Consider the following 24,025-nt stretch of genomic DNA (forward strand, 5'->3'; position numbering starts at 1 on the left):
GTGTTGTCCTCCTCTTGGGGCGGCGAATGGATGTCAGTCCGACATCAGGCCGCTTCGGCGCATCCCGCGCCATCGGGCAGACCGAAATCCGCCGGGAAATGTTCGAGCGCCGAGCGCACGGGGAACGGCGTCATGCCGCCCATCGCGCACAGCGAACCCGACACCATCGTGTCGCAGAGGTCGTGCAGCAACGTCACCTGACGCGACGACGTATCGCCGCGCCGGATGCGCTCGATGACCTCCACGCCTCGCGTCGAACCGATACGGCACGGCGTGCATTTGCCACAGGACTCGTGCGCGCAGAACGCCATCGCGTAACTCGCCAGCCCCGCCATATCGGCCGTGTCGTCGTGAACGACTACGCCACCGTGCCCCACGACAGCGCCGACAGCCGCATACGCTTCGTAATCCATCGGCAAATCCCACTGCGCATCGGGCAAATACGCCCCCAGCGGGCCACCGACCTGAATCGCCTTGGCGGGACGTCCGCTCGCGGTGCCGCCGCCGAATTCATCGAGCAGCGTGCGCAGCGTCACACCGAACGCCAGTTCCACCAACCCGCCGTGACGGATGTTGCCCGCCAGTTGCACCGGCAGCGTGCCTTGCGAGCGCCCCATCCCGAATTCACGATAGGTCTGCGCGCCGTGCGCGAAGATGTACGGCACGCTGGCGAGCGTAATCACGTTGTTGATGAGCGTCGGTTGCCCGAAGAGACCGGACAGCGCAGGAATCGGCGGCTTGGCGCGCACCACGCCGCGCTTGCCTTCAAGGCTTTCGAGCAGCGCCGTTTCCTCACCGCAGATATATGCCCCCGCCGCTTTTGCCACGCGCAGCTCGCAGGCGCGGCCCGAGCCGAGCACATCCGCCCCGAGCCAACCTTCGCGATGCGCCACCGCAATGGCCGCTTCGAGCATCGCAATGGCGTGGGGATATTCGCTGCGCACGTACACGATGCCTTCGGTGGCCCCCACACTCAGCGCTGCAATGGCCATCCCTTCGATGAGGACGAACGGATCGCTCTCCATGATGAGCCGGTCGGCAAACGTGCCCGAATCGCCTTCGTCTGCATTACAGACGACGTACTTTTGCTTCGCTTCGGCGCGGCTGACCGTGCGCCATTTGATACCGGCCGGGAAGGCTGCGCCGCCGCGTCCGCGCAACCCAGAATCGAGCACCGTCTGACAGGCGGCTTCCGCGTCGAGCGCGAGACAGGCGCGAAGACCCGCAAGTCCGCCGTGCGCCACGTAATCGGCCGGATCCAGCGGATCGGTGATGCCAACGCGAGCGAACGTCAGCCGTTGCTGCTTCGCCAGATACGGGATGTCCTCGACGCGCCCCACGCACGCGGGCATCGCAGCGTCCCAGCTTCCCTCGGGGTCGTCGCCCGAGGTCTCCCGCTTGCCATCCTGCGCCGCGCAGGCGGGCCAGCCGCTGTCGAACAGCGCGGCCACCTGTGCCGCCTGCACGTTGCTGTAGCCGATGCGCCCGGACGGTGTCGCCACTTCCACCAGCGGCTCCAGCCAGAACAGGCCGCGCGAACCGTTACGGACGATATCGACGGCAATACCGCGTCGGGCCGCTTCGGCGCTCACCGCTGTGGCCAGCGTGTCGGCCCCCAACGCCAATGCCGCCGAATCGCGGGGGATGTAGAGCCGATAAGGCGTCTTCGTCGCCAGATCAGTCATGACGTCCCTCCTTGCCGCCCGACACAGCGACCGATGCCAGCACAGCATCGAAGCGTGCCGGCGTGACACGTGCATGCAGCTCGCCGTTGACGATCATGGCCGGCGACAACGCACACTGGCCGAGGCAGTAGACCGACTCCACGGCCACGCCGCTACACGGGTCACCATCGATACGCGCACCGGTACATGCCTCGACATGCGCGACGAGCGCTTCGCCGTCGCGGCTGCGACACGCTTCCGCACGGCAAATCTGCACCACGGTGGCGGCAGGCGGGGTACTACGGAAATGGTGATAGAACGTGATGACGCCGTGGACTTCGGCGCGAGAAAGGTTCAGGGCCGTGGCGATCGCCGGCACGTGCGCCGGGTCGACATAGCCCTCGCTGTCCTGCAACGCGTGCAGCAACGGCAACAGCTCGTGCGCGCGGCCGGCGTGGCGAGCCAGCAGCGGCGCGAGCGTCGCATGAGGTGTGGGCACCATCTCGAATTGTCTCCTGGGGCAAGACAACGTCTCATATGTTCTTGTTTGCATATGATGACGAACTGTCTTTTGGGGGCTCAGTACTTAGGACATTAGTCCAAACACCCCGTCGCAACAAGCCTCGTGGAAACACTGATAGCTATCGCCGATCAAACTCGACGCACAGCAACATGCCGCGAACGCCCAAGCCATGCGGCACGGGCGTTTGCTCGTGCAAAAGCTCGCGCAACCAATATGCAAATAATTACATATGAAATTTCAACCCAACGACGGAAAGGCCTCCGACAACGACGTCACTCTCCCGGTCGCACCTTCGCTGTATCCGGGAATCGCATGAACGGCTTGCCGATACTCGCCGCTCTGAAGGATTTCCAGCAACCCCTGAAGGTGCGGCGAGTCGCTACCGCTCTCGGGGAACATCAGGCAATAGCGCTCGGTAAGAATGGGGATGAAATCGAGTCCGAACTGACTCGCGGCCGCTTCGATGGCCAGACCGGCATCCGCCCGACCGCTGGCAATGTAGGCCGCCACAGCCGCGTGCGTGAACTCGATATTCTCTGCACCGGCCACGGTGGAGGGATCGATGCCGTCACGCGCCAGCAACAAGTCGAAGATGATGCGGGTCCCCGAGCCGCGCTCACGGTTCGCGAATCGCGCGCCGGTGCGCGGCAGATCGGCAAGCGCGTGAATGCCCAGCGGATTGCCGCGTGCGACGAGCAAACCGAGGCGGCGGGAAGCGACATCCGCCACGCGATACGCCTTGCCCTTGAGCAACGGCACATATTGATCGAGCACCGGCTCCGCAAGCGCGCCGATAGGAACGTGAAAACTCGCGACCTCGCACTCGTGCTTGGCTAGGGCGGCAATGGCTTCAATGCTGCCGCGATAGCTGACATCGATCGGCAAACCGGCCCGCCCCGCGAAATCCACGAGCGCCGCCACAGCCAGACCGTGACTGGCAAACAGTCGCAACTGACCGGTTTCCTGAAGCAGCAAGTCGTCGAGTTCCGTTTGCAATTCGGACGCCATCGTCTCCAGCAACGGCCCGAGCCGTGCCTGCAAGCGCTTCTGCCCCCACAACAGCCGCTGTGCCAGCGGCGTGAGCACGGCGCCGCGCCCACGGGCCATCGTCAGCAACGGGGCACCCATAAGCGACTCGACCTCTTTGACATGCCCCCAGGCGCCCCGATACGACTGCCCGAGCACCTGACTGGCCGCTTGCAGGTTGCCATGCGTCTGGACTTCCGTGAGCAGGGACAACACCTTGTCGAGGGGCACGTCGGCGCCGTCATGCCGAAACCGCAATTGCGGCGCGATGGAGATACGCTTCATGGAGTCACCTTATATGCTATTCATTGCATAAATCAATCTATGCAAATTCCTGATAAGATGCCTACAAACGTCGATTTAACAGGCATCTCTGCATTGGCACCGACAGGAATCTCTCGGTGCAACATGCTGCAATTATGCATCAATTTGCCTATTTGACGTGAAATGTTTCCCTTGGCTACCGTGTACCCACAAGGCCTCACGGCATGCCGACCAACCTCTGTCGGAACCCGCGTCATGTCTGCCCCGAAAATTGCCCCGTACGACCGCCCCGCCGGCGGTTGGGGCGCGCTCAAGAACGTCGCTATCCAGCTCGTCACCCAAGGCATTCCCCTCAAAGGCGCGCGCACGCTACTCAGCGCGAACCAGCCCAGCGGTTTCGACTGTCCGGGCTGTGCCTGGCCGGACCGGGAGCATGCGTCGACGTTCGAGTTCTGCGAGAACGGGGCCAAGGCAGTCGCCGCCGAAGCGACGAAGCGCCGCGTCACACCCGAGTTTTTCGCCACACGCAGCGTGACCGAGCTTCTCGAACTCGATGACTACACGCTCGAAGGCTTCGGCCGCCTCACGCACCCGATGCGCTACGACGCCGCCACCGACCGCTATCTGCCGATCGCCTGGGACGCCGCATTCGCCATGATCGGCGAGCATCTGCGCGCCCTGCCCGATCCGGATCAGGCCGCGTTCTACACGTCGGGACGCACCAGCAACGAAGCGGCATTCCTGTACCAACTGTTCGTACGTCAGTACGGCACGAACAACTTCCCCGACTGCTCGAACATGTGTCACGAGCCGACGAGCGTGGGCTTGCCGCCGGTCGTAGGCATCGGTAAAGGCACCGTCACACTCGAAGACTTCGAGCAGGCGGACACGTTGCTGCTCTTCGGTCAGAACCCGGGCACCAACCATCCGCGCATGCTCGGCGAGCTTCGCGAAGCGGCCAAACGGGGCGCTACGATCGTCTCGATCAATCTGCTGCACGAACGCGGTCTGGAGCGCTTTGCCGACCCGCAAAGTCCCGGCGAGATGCTGAGTATGGGCGGTACGGCCATCAGCGGACATTACGTCACTCCGGCCAGCGGCGGCGACTTCGCGTTCGTGAAGGGCATCATCAAGCACGTGCTGGAGCGCGACGCCGAGGCGCGAGCCAACGGCGCGCCGGCCCTGCTGGACGACGCCTTCATCGCCGAACACACCCACGGTTTCGACGACTTCGCCGCCGACGTGCGCGCCGAACGCTGGGACGATCTCGAACGTGCCTCCGGCGTGTCGCAGGCACAGATGTCCCAGATCGCAGACGTCTACCTGCGCGGCGAGCGTGTGATCGCCACGTGGGGCATGGGCATCACGCAACACAAGCAGGCCGTGGCCACGATCCAGATGATCGTCAACCTGATGCTCCTGCGCGGCAACATCGGCCGCCCGGGCGCCGGCCTGTGCCCCGTGCGCGGACATAGCAACGTGCAGGGCGACCGCACCGTCGGCATCAACGAAAAGCCGTCGGCGGCCTTCCTCGACCGGATCGCCGAGGTGTTCGACTTCGCGCCTCCGCGTCACGAGGGTCTGGGGGTCGTCGACACGATCTCGGCCATGCTTACCGGACGCATCAAGGTCTTCATCGGCATGGGCGGCAATTTCGCGATGGCCACGCCCGACACGCCGCGTACGTGGGAAGGTCTGCGCCAATGCGATCTGACCGTGCACGTGGCGACGAAGCTCAATCGCAGTCACCTCGTGCACGGACGCGACGCACTGATTCTGCCGTGCCTCGGTCGCACGGAAATCGACATGCAGGACGGGACGGTGCAGGGTGTGACGGTCGAAGACTCGATGAGCATGGTGCATCTCTCTTACGGGATCAACGCACCGGCCTCGGAGCATCTGCGCTCGGAGCCCGCCATCGTCGCCGGCATTGCGCAAGCCACCATGGGCCGCGCGCTCGGCGGGCATGACGACTGGCACTGGTACACACAAGACTACGACCGTATTCGCGACGCCATCGCCGCCACGTTCGACGACTTCGCCGGATTCAATCGCCGCGTGCGGCATCCGGGCGGCTTCCGTCTGCCGGTGCCGCCGTCGGAGCGTCAATGGACGACGGCCAACGCCCGCGCGAACTTCACCACGCATCCGCTCCCGGACGAGCTCCCCATCGACGTGGCACGCCGACAGGCGGGCGCACGGGGCGCCGAAGTGCTGCAACTTGCCACCATCCGCTCGCACGACCAGTACAACACCACGATTTACGGTCTCAACGACCGGTATCGCGGCGTATTCGGGCAGCGGCGCGTCGTCTTCGTCAATGTCGAGGATATGGACGCGCTGGGTCTGCGGGCTGGTGAGCGGGTCGACCTCGTCGGCGTGTGGAACGACGGCATTGCCCGTCGCGCCGACGACTTCCTGCTCGTCGCCTACGACATTCCGCGCGGCAGCATCGCCGCGTACTACCCCGAGACCAACGGGCTCGTGCCGCTCGACGCCATCGCGGACGGCGCCGGCACGCCGACGTCGAAGTCGGTCCCCGTGCTGCTGGAGCGCCGCCTTGGCTGACGCCCCGGCACACGACAACGATCTGGCGCAGGCCGAGCAGGACCTCGCTCGCCTGCTGCAAACGTTGGCCGATGGTCGGCAAGAAGGCCGCGAGTCGCTGTCGCTCGCGCGCCTGGCCAAGCGCAGTACGTTGCCGATGAGCGCGTTGTTACGCTACCTCAGCGTGCTGACGGAAGCGGGATGGGTCTCGCTCGAAGACGGTGAGCGCGGCCTGCAACTGGTTCGGCTCACGGCGGCCGGCGTCGCTCAACTGGACAGCCTGAGCACGTCCGACGACTCGCAATAGCCCTTCGCCGATGTAGCACATGACGGAAATGCTACGAAAGTAAGGCGCTGCAACACGACTGACATATTCCCTTCCCGCAGAGCGACATACACTCTCGTCGCCACGTGCCGGAGCGCGTCGCATCGCATCGAATGACGCCCGGCATGCCCCCTTGCGTTATTTCGTTGCACGCTGCTTTCAGTCACGTTACGTCACGGAGACCTCATGGAGAACGTCGTTGCGCGCCCGGCCGGGATCGATGCTGTCACGCCCTCAGCCGCACCTGCCGTCGCGCCATCCGCCACTCCCCCGGCTTCCCTCGCCCCCCTCGCTTCTTCGGCCTCCCCCTGCCCCTCGTCTCCCGCCACCGCCGGGGCAACACCGTCAGTCGGTGCCACACTGACGAGCGACGCCATGCCATCGCCCGCGCTATGGCGCCACGCCAAACCATCGCACTGGAATCCCTGGCTGATCGGTCTGACGGCGCTCGCCGGCCTCTGGCAATGGCTCGGACTCGGCTACGCATTGCGCCAATGGGGCGGCTTCGCAGCGCTGTCGCTGCTTCCCGTGCTGCTCCTCACGCCCATGCACTGGGGGCTGATTCACGAGTCCATTCACGGTCAGTTGCGCCTCAAGCCGCGCGCCAACGAACGCACCGGCCGCACGCTCTCCTTCTTCCTCGGGCTGCCCTTCGAGATCATGCGATTCGGGCATCTGATGCACCATCGGTTCACCCGTCAACCCTATGACCAGCCCGACATCTCGACGCTGCCGGCCGACGCGCCGCGCGCACAGCGCGTGCGGCGCTGGTTCAGCTATCAGTCGCGCCTGCTCGGCGGCATGTGGCTCACGGAACTGTTCGCACCGCTGATCGCGTGGATCCCGGCCAAGCGCCTGCCTGCGCTGGCATTGCGCGCGCTCGGCGCCGACCCGCAAGACGACGACGTGCGTCGCCGCGTGGTGATGTTCGCCTCCGATCCGGTGCGTCGCCGCCGGATTCAGCGAGACTTTCTGATCCTGCTCGTCGCACTCGGTCTGGCGCTGTGGGCTTACGGCCCCTGGTGGCCCGTGTTCGTGGCGACGTTCGTCGCGCGCGGCGTCTGGCTCTCCATTGCCGACAATCTGCCGCACTTCGGCGTGACGATGGACGAGCCAGCCCGCTCGCGCAACTTCCATGCGCCGGCGCTCGGCCGCTTGCTGGTGCTCAATCATCACCTGCACCGCGTGCACCATCAGTACCCGACCGCCCCCTGGCATCTGCTGCCGGAAATCGATGCAGCACAGCCCACGTCCGGGCCGGTGATTCCCTACTGGCACGCGATCGTCCGCCAGTTTCATGGCCCCTTGCCGACCAGCAGTCTCGTCGCCGACGCCGCTCGCGCGTCCTGAGCGCAGGCCCGACGAACATACGACGCATCATCTCAGCAAGCCTGATAGACAACGACACCTCACCTTGTCGTTGTCTGCACGCCACGCGTCACTCGTATATCCGGGATTTCGGACGGATTGTTTCGGGATTTGTCCGAATCGTGCTATAAATGCGAATCGTTTTCGTTAACGTTTACGTTGGTTTACTTCATCAAGCGCCCTGAGAATACCGAAGGATGTCCAGCGGGCGTCATCGGTCGGGCCTGACCGGAACCGTTTTTGATTTGCATCGCCAGCCACGTCGCCCCAGAGGCGGCGTTTTCGTTTGTCGAAGGGATGGCATCCGACGTTGGCAAAGCTTCATTTTTCAACGATTTTTCCGCACGACCCAAGCATGTTGATTGCATTGGCCATTGCACTGGCATGGCTCGCAGGCGGTGCCTGCTACCTCACGTCCGAACACCAGCGATTGCGCACGCAACGTCTGGCCGCGCAGCCCGCGCGCGCGATCGCGCTGATCGCGGCCCTTGTCAGCCTCGTCTGCTGGTGGATCGCCGCCGGCGCGTCGGCGGGCATCGCGTCGGCCTTCATGTCGCTGTGCTTCGGCTTGCTGTTCTGGCCGTATGCCGCAGGCGGCTGGCATTGGCTGCGGGGAGACGCCCATGTGGAGTAGAACGTTCGCAGGCCTCGTCCCCGGCTTTTTTGCCGCCATGGCACTGTGCGGCGCCATCGCCTACATGACGCCTGCCGGCTGGCAAACCGCCGTCATTCCCGTCATCGCCCTCTTCCCGCTCGTATGGCTCGGTCTGTTTGCCGTGGTCTTCGCGAGCCGCACCGCGACACGCGCGTGGATCGGCATGGGCGCCACCACCGTCGTCGCCTGGGCCGCGCTGCTGTTGGCGCGCGCCGTCTGGTAAGGATCGCCCGATGCGCGCTCAAACCCTTCGTCAGTACCTCAGCGTCCACACGTGGGCCGGCATCGTGGCCGGTTTCGCCCTGTTCGTCGCCATGCTCGGCGGCGCCCTGACCGTCTTTCATCACGAGATCGAACGCTGGGAGCAACCGGCAACGCGTCATGCCCCGCTCTCGCTCGCCCAGACCGAACAGCTCGCCGAGATGGTGCGTGCGCAGTACCCGGCAGCGCGCGAACAGATGGGTGTGGTCCTGCCCAGCCACTCGCCCGTGCCTTTCGCTTACTGGCTGCAGCCGGATGGCGAATGGATGCAGGCGAGACTGCGCCTGAATGCAGATGGCACGGCGACGTCGCTCATCATCGGCGACGCGCGCCCCGGCCTGTCGAACACCGTCAATGCGCTGCACTACTCGCTGTCCGTTCCGACCTACGGCCTGTATCTGATGGGCGTGGTGTCGCTGTTTTACGGCATGGCGCTCATCTCCGGCGTGATCGTGCACCTGCCGCGCGTCACGCGCGACATCTTTGCGCTGCGCCCGGGACGCAACCTCAAACGCTTCTGGCAAGACGCGCACAACGCCATTGGCGTACTGAGCCTGCCGTTTCACATCGTCTTCGCACTCACGGGCGCGTTGCTGTGCCTGAGCCTGCCGCTGATGATGGCCTTTAACGTGGTGACGTTCGAGAACAAGCTGGCGCCGCAGTTCTTGCAGATGACGGGCTCGGTGCCCGCGAAGATCGCGCCGGTCGACGGCAAGCCGCTCGACCTTCAGGCGATACTCGCCCGTGCAGCGCATGCTGCGCCTGACATGGAAACGACGGCGGTTGCCTGGTCGCGCTACGGCCAGCCCGACGCAGTCGCAGAGGTCTACGGCGAAGCCAGCGATTCGCTCGGCGTGTTCGCTGCGGTGGCCGTGCGTCTGAACGACGGCGAGATCGTCGGCCAGCACAGCCCGGGCGTACGCGATACGAACCATGCCGTGCTCAGCATGATCTATGGCGCGCACTTCGGTAACTTCGCCGGCGACGTCATGCGCTGGGTGTACTTCATCCTCGGCCTGATGGGCGCGGTGCTCGTCTACAGCGGCAATCTGCTCTGGCTCGAATCGCGCCGCAAACGCAATACCGCCCTTCAGCCCGCGAATCTGCGGTGGATGGCGAAGGCCACGGCGGGCGTGTTCCTGGGCACGTGTCTCGGGATGGCCGTGGCGTTCGTCGGCGCGGTGATCGCTCCCGGCGCGAGCGCGCTGTCGATCTTTGTCGTCACCCTGGCGCTGTCGATGGTGTTCGCCGCGCTCACGGCGCCAGCCGTGGCTGCCACCGCATTGCTGATCGCGACGGCCGTCACCTGTCTCGCCATTCCTGTCGCCGATGCTGTGTTCACCGCCGACAACCTCGTGCGCACGCTCACCGATGGCGACTGGGTGCTCGCGGGCGTCGACCTGATCGCACTCGTGAGCGCCGTGATCTTTGCGTTGTTCGCCCGTGCGACGTGGCGTCGCGCGCGTCGCGGCGATCCGAACAGCGTCTGGGCCTATCCGATGGCCGACGCGAGCGCCGCGCAGACGGCGAAGTCGTCCACATCCACCAACACCGACGCGCCGACGCAAACCGAGCGCCACAACACCCTCACAACAGCGCTGCCCGAGCAGTCGAATCCCGCACGCAGTTGATGACGCGTGCGTTCGCGGTGGAGCGCATCGCCTCCACCGCAAGCTTCCCCACATAAATAAAAGATCGCTTTACACGAAATCGCTTCACGACAGGACGCGCCGGCACGCGGCGCGTAAAAACAGGGAGATTTACCGATGTTGCAATACCGCCCGCTCGCAGGGCGCGGATCCGTTCGTCCGTATGCTGCGCATGACCTCACGCCTTCGTCCATCACACGCGCCGTTGCCGGCGTGTTCGCGATCTGCGCGGCGTCGTTGACGCTCGTCTCCGGCGCGGCCCATGCGCAGCAGACGCCACAGACGTCCAACGCCCAACCGGAAGCCGCCGCCGTAAAAGACACCGCCGCGTTGCCGGCGACGACCGTGTCGAGCAACCGCGACGACGACGTGAAGGTGGAACGCGTGTCGAGCGGCGCGCTGGGCACACGGCGCGCGGTCGACACGCCGTTCTCGGTCGTCGGCGTGAACAGCGAGCAGATCAGGAATCAGATGGCGCAAACGGCGACGGACGCCTTCAAGTGGGACCCCGCCGTCACCACGCTCTCCGAGAACAAACGCAACGAGAACTCGTACTTCGCGGTGCGCGGCATGCGCGTGGACATGCTCGACGGCACCAAGATCGACGGCCAGAACTTCGTGTCCTGGCAAGCGGACATCCCGCTCGAACCGTTCGAACAGGTCGAACTGCTCAAAGGCTTGTCCGGCTTCATGTACGGCTTCGGCGCGCCCGGCGGCATCGTGAACTACGTGCTGAAGCGCCCGACGGACGAGCCGCTGCGTCAGTTCTCGGTCGGCTATGAAGCCAGCAACGTGTGGAGCCAGAAGCTCGATCTCGGCGGTCGTTTCGGCCCCGACAATCGCTTTGGTTACCGCCTGAATCTCGTCAACGAAGAAGGCAATACGGCCGAGCCGAACAACCACGTGCGTCGCAAGACGATCTCGTTCGCGACCGATTTCCGCATCACGCCCGATCTGACCTGGTCGGCGGACGTGGCGTACTGGAAGCGTCAGACGACCGGCACGCTGTTCGGCATGAGCTTCGGCGGCGCCGGTGCGGTGCCCGACGCCAACAAGGTCGCCCGCAATCTGGCCCAGCCCTTCACGTACTACGAAACCGATGCGCTCACCGCCGGCACCGGCCTCGACTACCGCATCAACGATCAGTGGAAAGCGAACTTCAAGTATCGCTTCGCACGCCAGAACCGTCTGAACGGCGACAGCTTCCTCTACGTGATGAACCCGGCCGGCGACTACGCCGACACGCAGTACAAGTGGAAAACGGCCTACTACTATCAGGCGTGGGACGCCATGATGCAGGGCAAATTCAACACCGGCCCGTTCAGCCACGACGTGGTGTTCGGCGTTGCCTATCAGAGCCAGGTGAAGCTCAACGACAACGGGCTCGGCGGCAACGGTATCTCGCTTGGCACGAGCAACATCTACAACCCGTCACTGTTGCCGAATCAGGACATCGGGCTGGATTACCAACCGTACCGCAGCGAGAAGATTTCGCAACGTGCGGTGTACGCCAGCGATACCGTGGGCATCACGTCGCGCATCTCCGCGCTCGTCGGCCTGCGCTACACGCAGTTCAACGACGCCCTGTACGACGTCAACGCCCAGACGACGACCGCCTATCAGGCCAAGCCCGTCACGCCGACGCTCGCGCTGATGTACAAGACGGACAATGATTCGACCGCGTATGCAAGCTATGTCGAATCGCTGGAACCGGGGGGCTCGGCGAGCATCACCGACAGCAACTATCCTCAGACGTACGGTCCGCTCAAGAGCAAGCAATACGAAGTGGGCTGGAAGGCGGACAAGCAATCGTGGGGCGCGAATCTGGCCCTGTTCCGTGTCGAGCGCGGCTATGGCTACACGAATCAGGCTAACTTCTTCGTGCAGGACGGCACGCAACGCTTTCAGGGGCTGGACGCCAGCGGTTGGGTACGCATCGCGCACGACTGGCGCGTGATGGGTGGCGTGCTGCTGCTCAACACGAAGGCCGTGAACGTCGACGATCCGGCAGTCGCAGGCAAGCGCATCTTCGCCGCGCCGCGTTACGTCGTGACGGGCCGTGTCGAGTACGACACCCCGTTCGTGCGCGGGCTGACCGTGGCAGCGGGCGTCAAGGTGACCGGCGATCAGGCGGTCGACGCCGCCAACACGCTCTCGATCCCGTCGTACACCACCATCGATTTGTCGGCGAAGTACGCAACGCGTGTCGCAGGCAAGTCCGTGGTGTTCCGTGCCGCGATCAACAACGTGACGGACAAGCACTACTGGACGACCACGTACAACGGCTTCGTACTGCCGGGCTCCACCCGCACGTTCCTCGCCAGCGCCACGATAGATTTCTGATCGGCGCCTGAAAGACCGGCAGGATAGACACAACGAAAAAGGCCGCTCGATGAGCGGCCTTTTCCTGCATCTCTTTACGACAACATTCGAACGGTCTAACCGAATGGATTAGCCGACAAATGCGCGCTCGACCAGATAGTGCCCCGGTGCGTGGTTGTGACCTTCGACGAAGCCGCGCTTTTCCAGCAGCTCGCGGGTGTCCTTGAGCATGGCCGGGCTGCCGCACAGCATCACGCGGTCATTTTCCGGCGAGAACTCCGGCAGACCGATGTCCGTGAAGATCTTGCCCGACTCGACCAGCTCCGTGATACGGCCCTGATTCTCGAACTCTTCACGCGTGACCGTCGGGTAGTAGATCAGCTTATCGCGGATGTACTCGCCCAGATACTCATGCTCCGGCAGATGCTGCGTGATCAGGTCACGGTAGGCCAGTTCGCTAGTGAAGCGGCAGCCGTGCACCAGAATGATGTGCTCGTAGCGATCGTAGACTTCCGGGTCGCGGATGATGCTCATGAACGGCGCGAGACCCGTGCCCGTCGAGAGCAGATACAGGTTCTTGCCCGGCAGGAGGTTGTCGTCGATGAGCGTGCCCGTCGGCTTGCGGCCCACGATCACCTTGTCGCCCGGCTTGATGTTTTGCAGACGCGAGGTCAGCGGACCATCCTGCACCTTGATGCTCAGGAACTCCAGCTCTTCCTCGTAATTCGCGCTCGCCATGCTGTAGGCGCGCAGCAGCGGCTTGCCATCCACTTCCAGCCCGATCATGGTGAACTGGCCATTGACGTAACGGAACGAAGCGTCGCGAGTGGTCTTGAAGCTGAACAGCGTGTCGGTCCAGTGATGGACTTCCAACACGGTTTGTTGATTCTGAATGCTCATATTGACTTGACGTGTGACGGAGGCCGGCGACATTGCGCTTCGACGAAACCGACAAACACAACGATGTCGGCCGGAATCGCCAGAAAGACGCGCTCGCGGGCCATCCCTGACGGCCCTGATGCCAGAACTCCAGGCGCATCAGGTATACGCACTATCGGTTATGGACGGGAAAACCCCACCATTTTACCCCAATTGGGAATAGCTTTCATTTGTCCCCTGAGTCATTTAAGGCATATCGATATGCCCGAGGGGTATATCAGGTGGGGCTGCCCGGGCCGCGCGCAATGGCGCGCCCATGGACACAGGCGACGCCGGATCAGCGATAGCCGTCCGGGTTGCGATGCTGCCAGCGCCATTGATCCGCGCACATCTGCGCCAGATCGTACTGCGCCTGCCAGCCCAGCAACGCCCGAGCGCGGGCCGGGTTGGCATAGGAGACACCGATGTCGCCCGAGCGGCGCTCGACGATCTCGTACGGCACCGGACGGCCACTGGCCGCCTCGAACGCCCGCACGACATCCAGCACGCTGCTCCCTGCCCCGGTGCCCAGATTCACGGTGAACCCCGCGTCGAGCGCATGCAGGCCCGCCAGCGCCGACAGATGCCCCCGCGCCAGATCCACCACATGAATGTAGTCGCGCACCCCGGTGCCGTCGGGCGTCGGCCAATCGCCGCCATACACCTTGAGTAACGGCTGTTTGCCAACGGCGACCTGCGCGACGAACGGCATCAGGTTGTTCGGGGTGACGCCCGGATCCTCTCCGATCAGCCCGCTCTCGTGCGCACCGACCGGATTAAAGTACCGCAGCACGCCGATGCGCCAGCGAGGATCCGATTTGGCCGTGTCGGTGAGAATCTGCTCGGCCATGAGCTTGGTATGGCCGTACGGGTTGGCCGTCGCAAGCGCCGCCGTCTCGTCGACGGGCACGGTCGCCTGATTGCCGTAGACGGCCGCCGATGAACTGAACACCAGATGCCGCATATCGTGACGATCCATCGTCTCGATGAGCGTGAGCAAGCTGCCCAGATTGTTGCGGTAATAAAGAGACGGCTTCTCGAGTGATTCGCCGATGGACTTCAGCGCGGCAAAGTGGATCACGCCGTCGATACGGTAACGCGTGAAAACGTCTTCCATGACGCTCGCCGAACACGCATCGCCTTCGACGAACACGGGCGCGCGACCGGCAATACGGCCGATGCGCTCGACCGCGTCGCGGTGACTGTTGCAGAGATTGTCCAGGATGACGACGTCATAGCCGCTCGCCAGCAGTTCGACGCACGTGTGCGAGCCGATATAGCCGGCCCCGCCGGTAACGAGAATGGTGCCCTGATTCTTCATGAAAATGCCTTGGCGACGCCCGCTGGACGTGGCCCGAATGCACGCAATGTGTACAACGATTCGCGGCGCGTTTTGATCGCGAGAGCCGGCATCTTACTCCGGTCGTCCGTGACACGCCATTGGCGCGGGAGATATGGAAGAACGATGGGCGGACGATGGGCGAACACCATCGAGCGAGCCCGTCGCCCCCCGATATTTCAGGCATGCGGGCGCATGTACGTGTCGTATTCGAGCGCTGCGAGACGCCTCGACAGCCGGTACGCGCCGAGCCCCAGGACACATGACAGGGCCAGTGCAAAGCCATATCCGTACGACGCCGGCCCGTAGTGCAGACTCCCCCATGTCAACAGGGCGTTGAGCACTACCAATAGCGAGGTCAGCAGCAACACGTCGCGCCGCCGGTCAAGATAAAACAGCACATTGAGCACGCCGAGCAACAGGACTTGCAACCCGGCCGAGATGACGTCGATGCGCAGCAACGCTTGCCATCCGGCGGGAACGCCCACCCAACGGAGTAAATCGTCGCCGAACGCGAAGACGAGCAGCGTCACCACGGCCTGCACCTTCAGAATCTCGAACAGTCCGGTACGCACCGCACGCACCATCAACACACGCGACGCCGAGATCTGGCGTAGCGTGCCGCCGCGTCGCACCGCGTCGAAAAAGCCCGTATAGGCTTCCGCAAAATCCGTCTCGATACGCAGCAGGAACACCGCCATGCCGGGAATCACGCAGAGGTACGAAAGGAATACCGGCAGGTCATAGACCGGTGCCGCGCGCAACGGACCGATGACGTTCATCCCCGTAGCCGGCCACCACCAGAACATCAGCTTGTCGATCCAGATCCCCAGCCCGAAGCAAACGCCGACCGCCACGAGCGACAGACGAAGATTGCGCGGCACGAACACCGCCCACGAGAGCCACGTGGACGCGCGGTAATTCCGGGCGACGACGACGGTAAAGCCGAGCAGCAATGCCGTGTGGCCGATGACGAAACCGCCCAGCAGGCCCGTGAGGCCATACCGCCCCAGCAGCACTGCGCAGATCACCGTCAGGCTGTAGCCGGCGCAGAAGATACCGAGAATCACGCGGTACTGCTTCACACTGGTGAGGAACAGCACCACGATCCACAGATTGCCGAGCAGCACGAATCCCATCCACATCAGCCACCGGTACGCCAGCGGCTGGTCGGCAAAGAGGGTCTGCGAGAGGAGCAGACCGATGCCGCCGAGCACGACAGTCGTGACCAGTGTCACGGCGTTGAAAGACGGCATGACGGCCTGCGGCTCGCCCGCGAACAGGCGATCGCTCAAATACCGGGTGAAGGCCAGTTGAATCAGTCCGGTGACGATCACGCTCGACGCGATCAGATACGTCACCGACACCTGAAACTGCGTCAACACCGATTGCGGATGCACTTGCGCAAGACTCATCAGACCGACGAGCACCACACCGACCATCGACAGCACCAGCGGCCCGGCGCTGATGATGCCCGCATAACTGTAGGCGGCAAAGGTGCCCGAGAGCGTATCGCTGCGCAGCAGACGCCTCAACTCAAAACCGATCCCGGCCATCAGCGCTCGCCCTCCGCGCCGGACGCGCGCCCGGCATGTTCAGCGCCTCCAGCGTTTGCGGCATCGTCGGTCGTCCACTGCCGGTACAACGCACGGTAGGCGTCGCGCAGGGTATCGAGCCGGTACGACCGCTCGACACGGGCGATGCCCGCGCGGCTGGCCGCATGCCACGCATCGGGCTCCAGCACCTCGACGATGGCGGCGGCGAGCGCCTCCGGCTCGGCCATCGGCACGATGCGTCCCGAGCGTCCGAGCGCCCGATCCTCTGGATCGTTGCCTTCGATCAGTTGACGACATGCGCCGACGTCCGTTGCCACCACCGGCACCCCGGCAGCCGCCGCTTCGAGCATGACCAGCGGCAAAGCCTCGGAGACGGACGACAACGCGAGCACGCCGATCTGCGGCAGCACCGATTCGACGGCGCGATATCCCATGAACTTCACCTGATGCTCCATCCCCAGACTGGCCGCGAGGTCGCGGCATTCCTGCGCATAGGCCCGGTCTTCGGTGTCCGGCCCGACGATCCAGCCCTGCACGTCCGGACGGGCGCGGTAAGCCAGAAACACCGCGCGCAAGAAGGTCTTGATGTCCTTGACCGGTACCACACGCCCGATCAAGGCGACGACCGGCGGAATGTCGGCCCGCTCGCGATGCGTCGCTCTGAGTGCCGCAAAGCGGGCAATGTCCACGCCGTTGGCGATACTGCGTGTCTTGTGCGCGGGCGCCCCGTCTGCGATCTGCCGCTGACGGCTGCCCTCGTACAGCGACACGATGTCGTCCGCCGTGTCGTAGCAAACGCGGCCAATGGCCTCGAAGAACCGCATCCAGAGATTCTGGAAGTAACCCACGCGAGAGATGTCGCGCTCGAAGGGGCCACGGTTGTCACGCAGCCATTCGCTTTGCAGCAGATCGAGCTTGCGCTCCTTCGTATAACTGCCGTGCTCGGTCACCAGCAGCGCGCGTCCCGTCGCCATGCGCAGCATCGCACCCAATAGCCCGGCATATCCCGTGGACACCGTGTGGTACATCTTCGCGGCGGGCATGTCGGCGGCGATCCGCGCGAGTTGCCAGATCGGTTTGTGCATCGCCCGGATCGTCCAGAAGTAGTCGGTGAACGACGGGTCATGACAGAAACGCTCGTATCGCTGCGTGATGAACTCCCATGATCGCTCGCTGTGCGCAAACGTCGGCTGCGAGAGCGGTTCGCCGTCGCGCAGCATCGGCAGAAGATGTTCGAGCATGCTGCGCAATCCGTCCACGCGCATGGACTCCGCCGTCTCGCCTCCACCCGCCGCCCCTTCGTAACGCTGACGAAACAGATCGTGCAAGCGGGCGACCCGGGCAAATGCGTCGGCGTCGTCAGCATTCGACCCTTTCGACTTTCCGTGGGTGGACGTGGGCCCACCGCCGCGCATTTCGGGCCGCGCCGCCGAGTCCGGCAATGCCGTGGACGTCTCGTATAGGTAATGCGCCTCGAAATGGGTCACGTTCGGCGGCATCGGATACACGGGCGCACCGTAGTCACTCCGGCGGCTGCCGATGAAAACCACGGCGAACGTCAGGTCCGGAAAGGCGCGGATGAGTTGGTCGACCCACGACGATACGCCGCCACGCACGTAAGGGAACGTGCCTTCGAGCAGGAGAGCGACATCCGCCACCGTCGTGCGACGGGAGGGGGGGCGCTCGGGCATATCGTGGTGACGAGATGCGGTCATGGTGGTCATCTCGCTCATCGTGTCCAGAAACGTACGGCGGGTTGCACGACCGGCGAAGCCGTGGCACTGGCCGCGCCTTTGGCCCCCGTCACACCGGCACCCAGTCCGCCCAGCAGATACGACACGCGGTCGTAGCGACGCTTCTGAAACGCCGCTTCGGCCAGCCACGGCAGCAGACGCTCGGTCGGGAAGCTGTGGAACTGCGCCTGACGCAGGTGCATCTCGGCCACGTCGGGGCTCTCTCGCAGCAGCGCGCAACGACCCAGCAAGTACCACATGGAGGCGTCGTCTTCGTGCTGCTCCAGCGCCTCTCGCGCGAATTGCTCCACGCGCTCCAGCGTGAAACGCAGCACCTCGCCGCGCACCAGGTTCTGGTAAATCAACTCCCAGTAAAGCTGCGCGAGACGCACGCAGGCATGGGCACGCTCATCGTCGTCCTCAGCGGCCGTGTATCGGTCGCGCATGGCGAAGATCTGCTGCATGATGCGCTTCTCCATCCCGTCGAGAATGCCGTACGCCAACAAACGCACCTCCTCGACCGGGTCGCCGAGCAGGTCGCGTGCGATCTCGCTCGTCACCCGCGATGGCAGCGCCTGCACCGAGATCAACGCCGCCACCCGGTCGTCGCGCTCGCCCTGCACGTTGCGCAGTCGCGCACGCAGGCGCATGCCCGCACCGTGCCGGACACGCGTCACCAGATGGGAAACGAACCCGGGCGCCGCCACCCGCCCTGCGCTCGGCATCTCGCGTGGCGACGGAAACAGATAGCCCATCGCCAACACGCCCATCACAACGACCATGCCCGCCACCGGCAGGAAAAACGTCACCAGCGCGATGTGCCAGAACACGCCGCGCCGATCGCGGTAGCCGGACGGCAACGCGAATGTCATGAATGCGCCGGCGAACAGGCCCGCGACGGCCTGCCAGGCCAGCACATACGGCATGGCGTCCGACGTGACGGCGGGCACGCCCCAGGCGTCGCCTTGCAACACCAGGCGCACGGCCTGCCACTGCGCCGTGGCGGCGAGCACGGCAAGGGCCAGCGTCAGCACCCATTGCAAGAGGCGAATGCCGCGCGCAGCCCCGTTCTGCCTTAGCCGCCAGGCAGGTTTCGCGGCGCTGCGTTCCGTCGTACGCTCAGGCATGGTCGACGCAACGCTCCATCAGTTTGAGCAGCCCGTCGCCGGGGGCGTCCGCATCGATATGGGCGGTATGCACGGCGATATGCCCGCTCTGGAAGTCGACGTCGTATTGCTGGCGCAGCAGTGTCTCGACGCGCATCAGGTACCCGTCGATACCATGCTCGTCCGTAATCGGCATCAACGCGATGGCGATCTGCTTGCGCGGCGTGCCGATGGTCCACAGAGCGTCCAGCGCGCGGCGCTGACGCACCGTCTGCTCGAACAACGAGTCGCCTCTCGCGCCACGGGGGAAAGCCAGCGCCACCAGCGACGACTCGATGCCGCTCGCGCGCTTGAGCCGTGCGAGACGCCCCAGTTCTAGCGCAAAGTCGTACGGCGCTTGCGGCACGGACGCCCTCACCCCCGCCACCAAGGGCTGATGGGCTACGCCGTCCGCGTAGTAAGCGAGCAGCACCAGCAACAACTGGAGATTGTCGTGGTTGAGCGCCAGGAAAGGCATGCGGCGCACGATCAGTACGCTGGAGAGTGCGCCGTCAGCGTCCATCAACGGTGCACACGCGAGATAAGGGCTGCTGTCGCCGGCGGTGTCGTCGGCCTTGACGTGTGCCAGCGTGCCTTCGCTCAGACAGTGGCGCACGAGCGGGTCCTGTGCGTCGGGCTCGAAGCCCTCGCCGACGCGGGCGATGGGCGTCGCGCTCAGGCGACCACCGCGCACGGAGAACAGCGAAGCCACTTCGATCTGACAGGTGAGCGCGGCGAATTCGAGCATCGGTTGCGCATTCGGCAATCCACCGGGTGCGCCGTACACATCGGCCGAACGGCGAACGGTGAGGTCGCGCAGACGGGTGAGCGCATCGCGCAACGTCACCGGACGCGCCAGCAAGTCGCGCTCCAGACGCTCGTGCGAGACGCGCAAGAGGTAATGGTTGTGCGTGATCGCCACGAGACGATCGCTGTAGTAGGCATTAATGCCCTGCGAGCGATGCGCCCGATGTGACCAGATGTCGCAGAAATGGCCGGCGATGAGCGCCATCGTCATGCCACCGGCGAAATGCGCCATGGGGAACGCGCCGCCTGCATGACCGTACAGGACATGCCACGCCGCCATGAGCGTCGCCCCGCCGGCGGCGCCGGCGAGCGACCCGTAACGCAATGCCGCCACGAGCACGACGAGCCACAGCCACGGGAACTGAGTGCCGAGCAGTAACGGATCGTCGGGGCGCAGACGCCAGGCGATCAATAAGGCAAGCAACGTGAGGCTCAGGACCTCCAGCAGTGCGAAGGGACGCGCAATCGCAGGTGCAACCCGCCGCCCCCAGCGACCGAGATTGCCGAGCGGTTGCGAGCGGCGAACGCGCGCGGCCTTGGGCGGCAATGTGGTGGAACCGGAGGAAGACGATGCGCTCGCCGAATCGGCGTCGTTGGGCGTGGCGGCAGTCACGTGGCGTTCGCGGAAATGGGGTTCAACCGGGTACCCGCGTGCCGACTACCGCACGCCGCGCGATCGCAAGCCATCGATATGCCCGCGCAATGCGGGCGAACGCGCAAGGATTGCGCGATGGCGGTCTGCATGATTCCCCGTTATCAGAAGGTGCCCTGCCCGGCCTTTTCATTCATGCCTGGGTCGGGGCCACGGATCGACAGTTCTTTTGGAAAGATCCGTCGTTCCCGTCCCGCGAATGCTGCATGCCGGGACGGCCTTTGACTGCTGATCCGAACTGATCTCGTCTGTTTGATGGGAATGCACTTTACACACGCCGAGTCCTACTTTCGTCCCCTATTTTTCGTGCCGCCAACCCGCATGAATCCTTCAGGATACCGATTTACCTTCGAAGGTGTACGGCCCGTCGAAGGGTCCGACATAGGCCAGATGGGTACGCACACCAGCCCCCGGCTTCCATAGGTGCATGGCGAAGCCGGGCGGTTCGAGCGTGATCGATCCGGGCGCCCCTGGCGTGAGGCCCAGCGTGATCTGATGCGCGGTCGACACGCACGTACTCGCCATGATGCCGGGGGCGCCCTCCACGCTCGCCTGAATGCTGCGATGCAGATGCCCGCAGATCACTCGCTCGATGTGGCGGTAGCGCGACGCCACGCGCGCGAAGCCCGCCCGGCCCTGCGCCGACAGGCCATAGCCGTCCATGAACTCGATGCCCGTGTCGAACGGCGGATGATGCATCGCGATGATCGTGGGGCGGCCTTCGCAGGCGCGAAGCTGTTCGTCGAGCCAGTGCAGCCGCGTCTCGCACAAGTGCCCGCCGGCGCCTGGCGGATCTTGTGTATCGAGGGCCAAAACAGTGACCGGTCCCAGATCGATACGGTACTGAACGAATTCGCCACCGCTGCGCAGGTAAGCATGATCCGGAAACGCGTCGCGCAGCCCTGCACGATGATCGTGATTGCCGACGACCAGATACAACGGAATGTCGAGTGCCGAGAGACATTCGCGAAGTGCTTCGTATTCCGATAGATGCGGTGTATCGATCAGGTCGCCGGTGGCGATGACCGCGTCGGGGCGCGGTGTCCAGCGGTTGATCGTGGCGATCGCCCGACGCAGGGCAAGCGCCGTGTCGACACGACCGCAAGCCAGCGCGCCGGGACGCGTGACGTGGAGATCGGTGATCTGGCAGAGCAGCATGGCGGGAATTCCTTGATGGCTAACGGCGCCGCAAAGCTAGCCATCGGAGATGACACCCGAATGAATTTTAGACGTCCACCCGAAACTCGCCGTAAATCGCAACCAAAAGACACCCGCATGCGCAAGCCCCAAAAGGCTAGGGAAACTCCCAAAGCCCGCCCAGCAAGGGATTGCGAGGAGGTATGACCGGAGATGCCCGCAGTTACCGGGGTTTTATCATCAAGAACAAGAAAGTACGGGGCGTCGCACAACAAAATCGCCGCAAACCGTTGTCAGGACTGGCCCACAGCCTGCCGAAGGCTCTATAATGCGGCTGCCCGGCCAGTGCCGGAGCCCTCTCGATATGTCACGGAAACCCTCTTCGGATCATGTTTACGTGACGTATCGCGAAGGCGACATTCTGGCGTGTGCCGCGTGCCTTATGGCGCGGATACAACACCGACACTCGTCAAATGGCGAAAGTGTTAGAGTTGTCGCCGGTATTCACCACCTCTCAAGGGAAACACACATGAACAAACAGGAACTGATCGACGCCGTCGCCGGCCAAACGGGTGCAAGCAAGGCTCAGACTGGCGAGACCATCGACACGCTGATCGAAGTCATCAAGAAGGCTGTCGCGAAGGGTGATGCAGTCCAGTTGATCGGCTTCGGCTCGTTCGGTTCGGGCAAGCGTGCTGCGCGTACCGGCCGCAACCCGAAGACCGGCGAAGCGATCAAGATCCCGGCAGCCAAGACCGTGAAGTTCACGGCTGGCAAGGCGTTCAAGGACGCCGTGAACAAGAAGTAAAACCAGTTGCGCGCAGGCCGGCCTCCGGGTCGGCCTATCTTTTTTGCTCGCATTTGCGCCCGTTTTCACATCGGGTAGTGCGCAGCAATGAGAAGGCGTCACGTCATCCTCTTCCGAGGTCCACGACTGATGTGACGCTGCGTGCCTCGCGGGTGGCCTGCGCACCGATTCTCGGAAACCGGGCGCCCGCGACGCGGTGTTGACTCAGGTTGACATGACGCAAACCTCACGGCGCTGCGACCCCGCGCAGTTATGCTATGTTGCGTGACATGACACGCGCGCCGATAGCGGCTACCGCCGCCTCCCCCATCGCCTCCCAAGCCTCCTCTGAAGCACGCTCGGCCCTCGGCACTGGCGCTACAGAAGACGTTGCAATGCCCGGCGCTGCACGAATGCGTCGAATGTCGGCATCCCGCCTGTTAGTGACCCTCGCCGCCGCGCCACTGGCGCATTGGCCCGCATTGCCGCAAGCGTCGGCAGACACCAGTGGCGTTGAAGACATTCCCCCGGAAGCGGTGCATCAGTTGCGCATTGCGACACGTCGTCTGCGCGCGTTGATCGATGTCTTTTCCCCATGGCTGAAGCCTCGCTGGCATCGTCGACTGAAAGCGGAGTTGCGATGGCTCGGCCATTCGATGGGGCCGGCACGCGACGCCGACGTTCTGACTGGCGAGACACTTCCCGCACTTCGCCTCGAATACCCGGACGTCGACTGGATCGCGATCGATGCCCATCTCTCCAGGCTTCGCAGCGACGCGCGCGAGCAGGCTGCGCTGGCGCTGACCAGCGAACGACAATGCGCACTGCATGCGCTGCTGATCGAGGCTTTCGGAATTCGGGATGACGGCCGCGCCGATGCTCGGGCGGCGAAAGCATTGCGACGCCCCGCTCGTACGCCCGGCAAACGGCCCCGGGCGCTCACGAAGCATGCGCACAATGTGCTTCGCGAACGCTATATTGCGCTATTTCCCGATTGTCGACAGATGGCCATGCTCGATACGGGGCAATTGCATGCGTTGCGCGTGAAGATCAAACAGGCGCGCTACAGTGCCGAAGCGTTGACGCCCTGGATGCGCAAATCGATTCGTACGCCCTATCAGAACACGTTGCGGGCTGCGCAAACGTTGCTCGGCCATCTCAACGATGCCGTCGTCGCCCAGCGTGTTCTCGAGGATGTACCGATTGCCGCCGAGCAACGCGACAAGCTCACGGGGCGTCTGGACACGATCATCGTCAATGCCACCAGCCGGGCGGCACACGCTCTGTGCCAGTTGCCCGACGCCCACGCGCTCGAGCGTGGCATGCGTCGGGATTAAGCGTCACCTC

Annotated in this window: 19 protein-coding genes; 9 read left to right on the forward strand and 10 right to left on the reverse strand. The window is 64.2% G+C overall.

Annotated elements, in window-relative coordinates:
• Nucleotides 1-44 precede the first annotated feature (44 nt).
• The 3 genes from C5N93_RS24920 to C5N93_RS24930 form a co-directional block, all read right to left on the reverse strand.
• On the reverse strand, nucleotides 45-1,685 hold the full coding sequence (locus C5N93_RS24920) for a formate dehydrogenase beta subunit (RefSeq protein ID WP_242561347.1): 1,641 nt from the start codon (nucleotides 1,683-1,685) through the stop codon (nucleotides 45-47).
• Complete coding sequence (locus tag C5N93_RS24925; RefSeq protein ID WP_242561348.1) at nucleotides 1,678-2,166, reverse strand: NAD(P)H-dependent oxidoreductase subunit E; 489 nt, start codon at nucleotides 2,164-2,166, stop codon at nucleotides 1,678-1,680. Before C5N93_RS24925 ends, C5N93_RS24920 begins: the two co-directional genes overlap by 8 nt.
• A 258-nt stretch (nucleotides 2,167-2,424) precedes the next feature.
• Nucleotides 2,425-3,498, reverse strand: a complete 1,074-nt coding sequence (locus C5N93_RS24930) for a substrate-binding domain-containing protein (RefSeq protein WP_242561349.1) — start codon at nucleotides 3,496-3,498, stop codon at nucleotides 2,425-2,427.
• A gap of 234 nt (nucleotides 3,499-3,732) precedes the next feature.
• Here C5N93_RS24930 and C5N93_RS24935 point away from each other — a divergent pair, with 234 nt between their 5' ends.
• The 7 genes from C5N93_RS24935 to C5N93_RS24965 all read left to right on the forward strand — a co-directional run bounded on the left by C5N93_RS24935 (nucleotide 3,733) and on the right by C5N93_RS24965 (nucleotide 12,625).
• Nucleotides 3,733-6,045: an FdhF/YdeP family oxidoreductase gene (locus C5N93_RS24935; protein ID WP_242561350.1), complete on the forward strand. Its 2,313-nt coding sequence runs from the start codon at nucleotides 3,733-3,735 to the stop codon at nucleotides 6,043-6,045.
• Nucleotides 6,038-6,331, forward strand: coding sequence for a helix-turn-helix domain-containing protein (locus C5N93_RS24940; protein ID WP_242561351.1), 294 nt, complete (start codon nucleotides 6,038-6,040; stop codon nucleotides 6,329-6,331). The genes C5N93_RS24935 and C5N93_RS24940 overlap by 8 nt, the downstream gene beginning before the upstream one ends.
• A 204-nt stretch (nucleotides 6,332-6,535) precedes the next feature.
• On the forward strand, nucleotides 6,536-7,699 hold the full coding sequence (locus C5N93_RS24945; protein WP_242561352.1) for a fatty acid desaturase: 1,164 nt from the start codon (nucleotides 6,536-6,538) through the stop codon (nucleotides 7,697-7,699).
• Nucleotides 7,700-8,072: 373 nt separating this feature from the next.
• Nucleotides 8,073-8,351, forward strand: coding sequence for a hypothetical protein (locus tag C5N93_RS24950; RefSeq protein ID WP_242561353.1), 279 nt, complete (start codon nucleotides 8,073-8,075; stop codon nucleotides 8,349-8,351).
• Nucleotides 8,341-8,595 carry a hypothetical protein gene (locus C5N93_RS24955; RefSeq protein ID WP_139133319.1) on the forward strand — a complete coding sequence of 85 codons (255 nt, stop codon included), beginning with the start codon at nucleotides 8,341-8,343 and terminating at the stop codon, nucleotides 8,593-8,595. The genes C5N93_RS24950 and C5N93_RS24955 overlap by 11 nt, the downstream gene beginning before the upstream one ends.
• 10 nt (nucleotides 8,596-8,605) lie before the next feature.
• Nucleotides 8,606-10,264, forward strand: a complete 1,659-nt coding sequence (locus C5N93_RS24960; RefSeq protein WP_242561354.1) for a PepSY-associated TM helix domain-containing protein — start codon at nucleotides 8,606-8,608, stop codon at nucleotides 10,262-10,264.
• A gap of 135 nt (nucleotides 10,265-10,399) precedes the next feature.
• Nucleotides 10,400-12,625: a TonB-dependent siderophore receptor gene (locus tag C5N93_RS24965; protein WP_242561355.1), complete on the forward strand. Its 2,226-nt coding sequence runs from the start codon at nucleotides 10,400-10,402 to the stop codon at nucleotides 12,623-12,625.
• Between the two features lie 108 nt (nucleotides 12,626-12,733).
• On the opposite strand, the gene C5N93_RS24970 is transcribed toward C5N93_RS24965, so the two are convergent.
• The 7 genes from C5N93_RS24970 to C5N93_RS25000 form a co-directional block, all read right to left on the reverse strand.
• Nucleotides 12,734-13,504, reverse strand: a complete 771-nt coding sequence (locus C5N93_RS24970) for a ferredoxin--NADP reductase (RefSeq protein WP_069343885.1) — start codon at nucleotides 13,502-13,504, stop codon at nucleotides 12,734-12,736.
• A 316-nt stretch (nucleotides 13,505-13,820) separates the two neighbouring features.
• Nucleotides 13,821-14,843, reverse strand: coding sequence for a UDP-glucose 4-epimerase GalE (galE, locus tag C5N93_RS24975; RefSeq protein ID WP_242561356.1), 1,023 nt, complete (start codon nucleotides 14,841-14,843; stop codon nucleotides 13,821-13,823).
• A 197-nt stretch (nucleotides 14,844-15,040) separates the two neighbouring features.
• Nucleotides 15,041-16,417 (reverse strand): exopolysaccharide Pel transporter PelG, encoded by a 1,377-nt coding sequence (pelG, locus tag C5N93_RS24980; protein WP_242561357.1) that lies wholly within the window; start codon nucleotides 16,415-16,417, stop codon nucleotides 15,041-15,043.
• Nucleotides 16,417-18,132 (reverse strand): GT4 family glycosyltransferase PelF, encoded by a 1,716-nt coding sequence (gene pelF / locus C5N93_RS24985; protein ID WP_242561358.1) that lies wholly within the window; start codon nucleotides 18,130-18,132, stop codon nucleotides 16,417-16,419. The genes pelG and pelF overlap by 1 nt, the downstream gene beginning before the upstream one ends.
• 14 nt (nucleotides 18,133-18,146) lie before the next feature.
• Nucleotides 18,147-19,277: a lipopolysaccharide N-acetylglucosaminyl transferase gene (locus C5N93_RS24990; RefSeq protein ID WP_242561359.1), complete on the reverse strand. Its 1,131-nt coding sequence runs from the start codon at nucleotides 19,275-19,277 to the stop codon at nucleotides 18,147-18,149.
• Nucleotides 19,270-20,715, reverse strand: a complete 1,446-nt coding sequence (locus C5N93_RS24995; RefSeq protein WP_242561360.1) for a PelD GGDEF domain-containing protein — start codon at nucleotides 20,713-20,715, stop codon at nucleotides 19,270-19,272. Before C5N93_RS24995 ends, C5N93_RS24990 begins: the two co-directional genes overlap by 8 nt.
• A gap of 369 nt (nucleotides 20,716-21,084) precedes the next feature.
• Complete coding sequence (locus C5N93_RS25000; protein WP_242561361.1) at nucleotides 21,085-21,912, reverse strand: phosphodiesterase; 828 nt, start codon at nucleotides 21,910-21,912, stop codon at nucleotides 21,085-21,087.
• Between the two features lie 508 nt (nucleotides 21,913-22,420).
• Between C5N93_RS25000 and C5N93_RS25005 the strand changes: the two genes are divergently transcribed.
• Entirely contained in the window at nucleotides 22,421-22,699 is a 279-nt protein-coding gene (locus C5N93_RS25005) for an HU family DNA-binding protein (RefSeq protein ID WP_044455653.1), read from the forward strand.
• Nucleotides 22,700-23,100: 401 nt separating this feature from the next.
• Nucleotides 23,101-24,015: a CHAD domain-containing protein gene (locus C5N93_RS25010; RefSeq protein WP_242561362.1), complete on the forward strand. Its 915-nt coding sequence runs from the start codon at nucleotides 23,101-23,103 to the stop codon at nucleotides 24,013-24,015.
• Nucleotides 24,016-24,025: the final 10 nt, after the last annotated feature.

It is taken from the genome of Pandoraea sp. LA3 (assembly GCF_022696215.1).
Classification (GTDB): Bacteria; Pseudomonadota; Gammaproteobacteria; order Burkholderiales; family Burkholderiaceae; genus Pandoraea; species Pandoraea capi.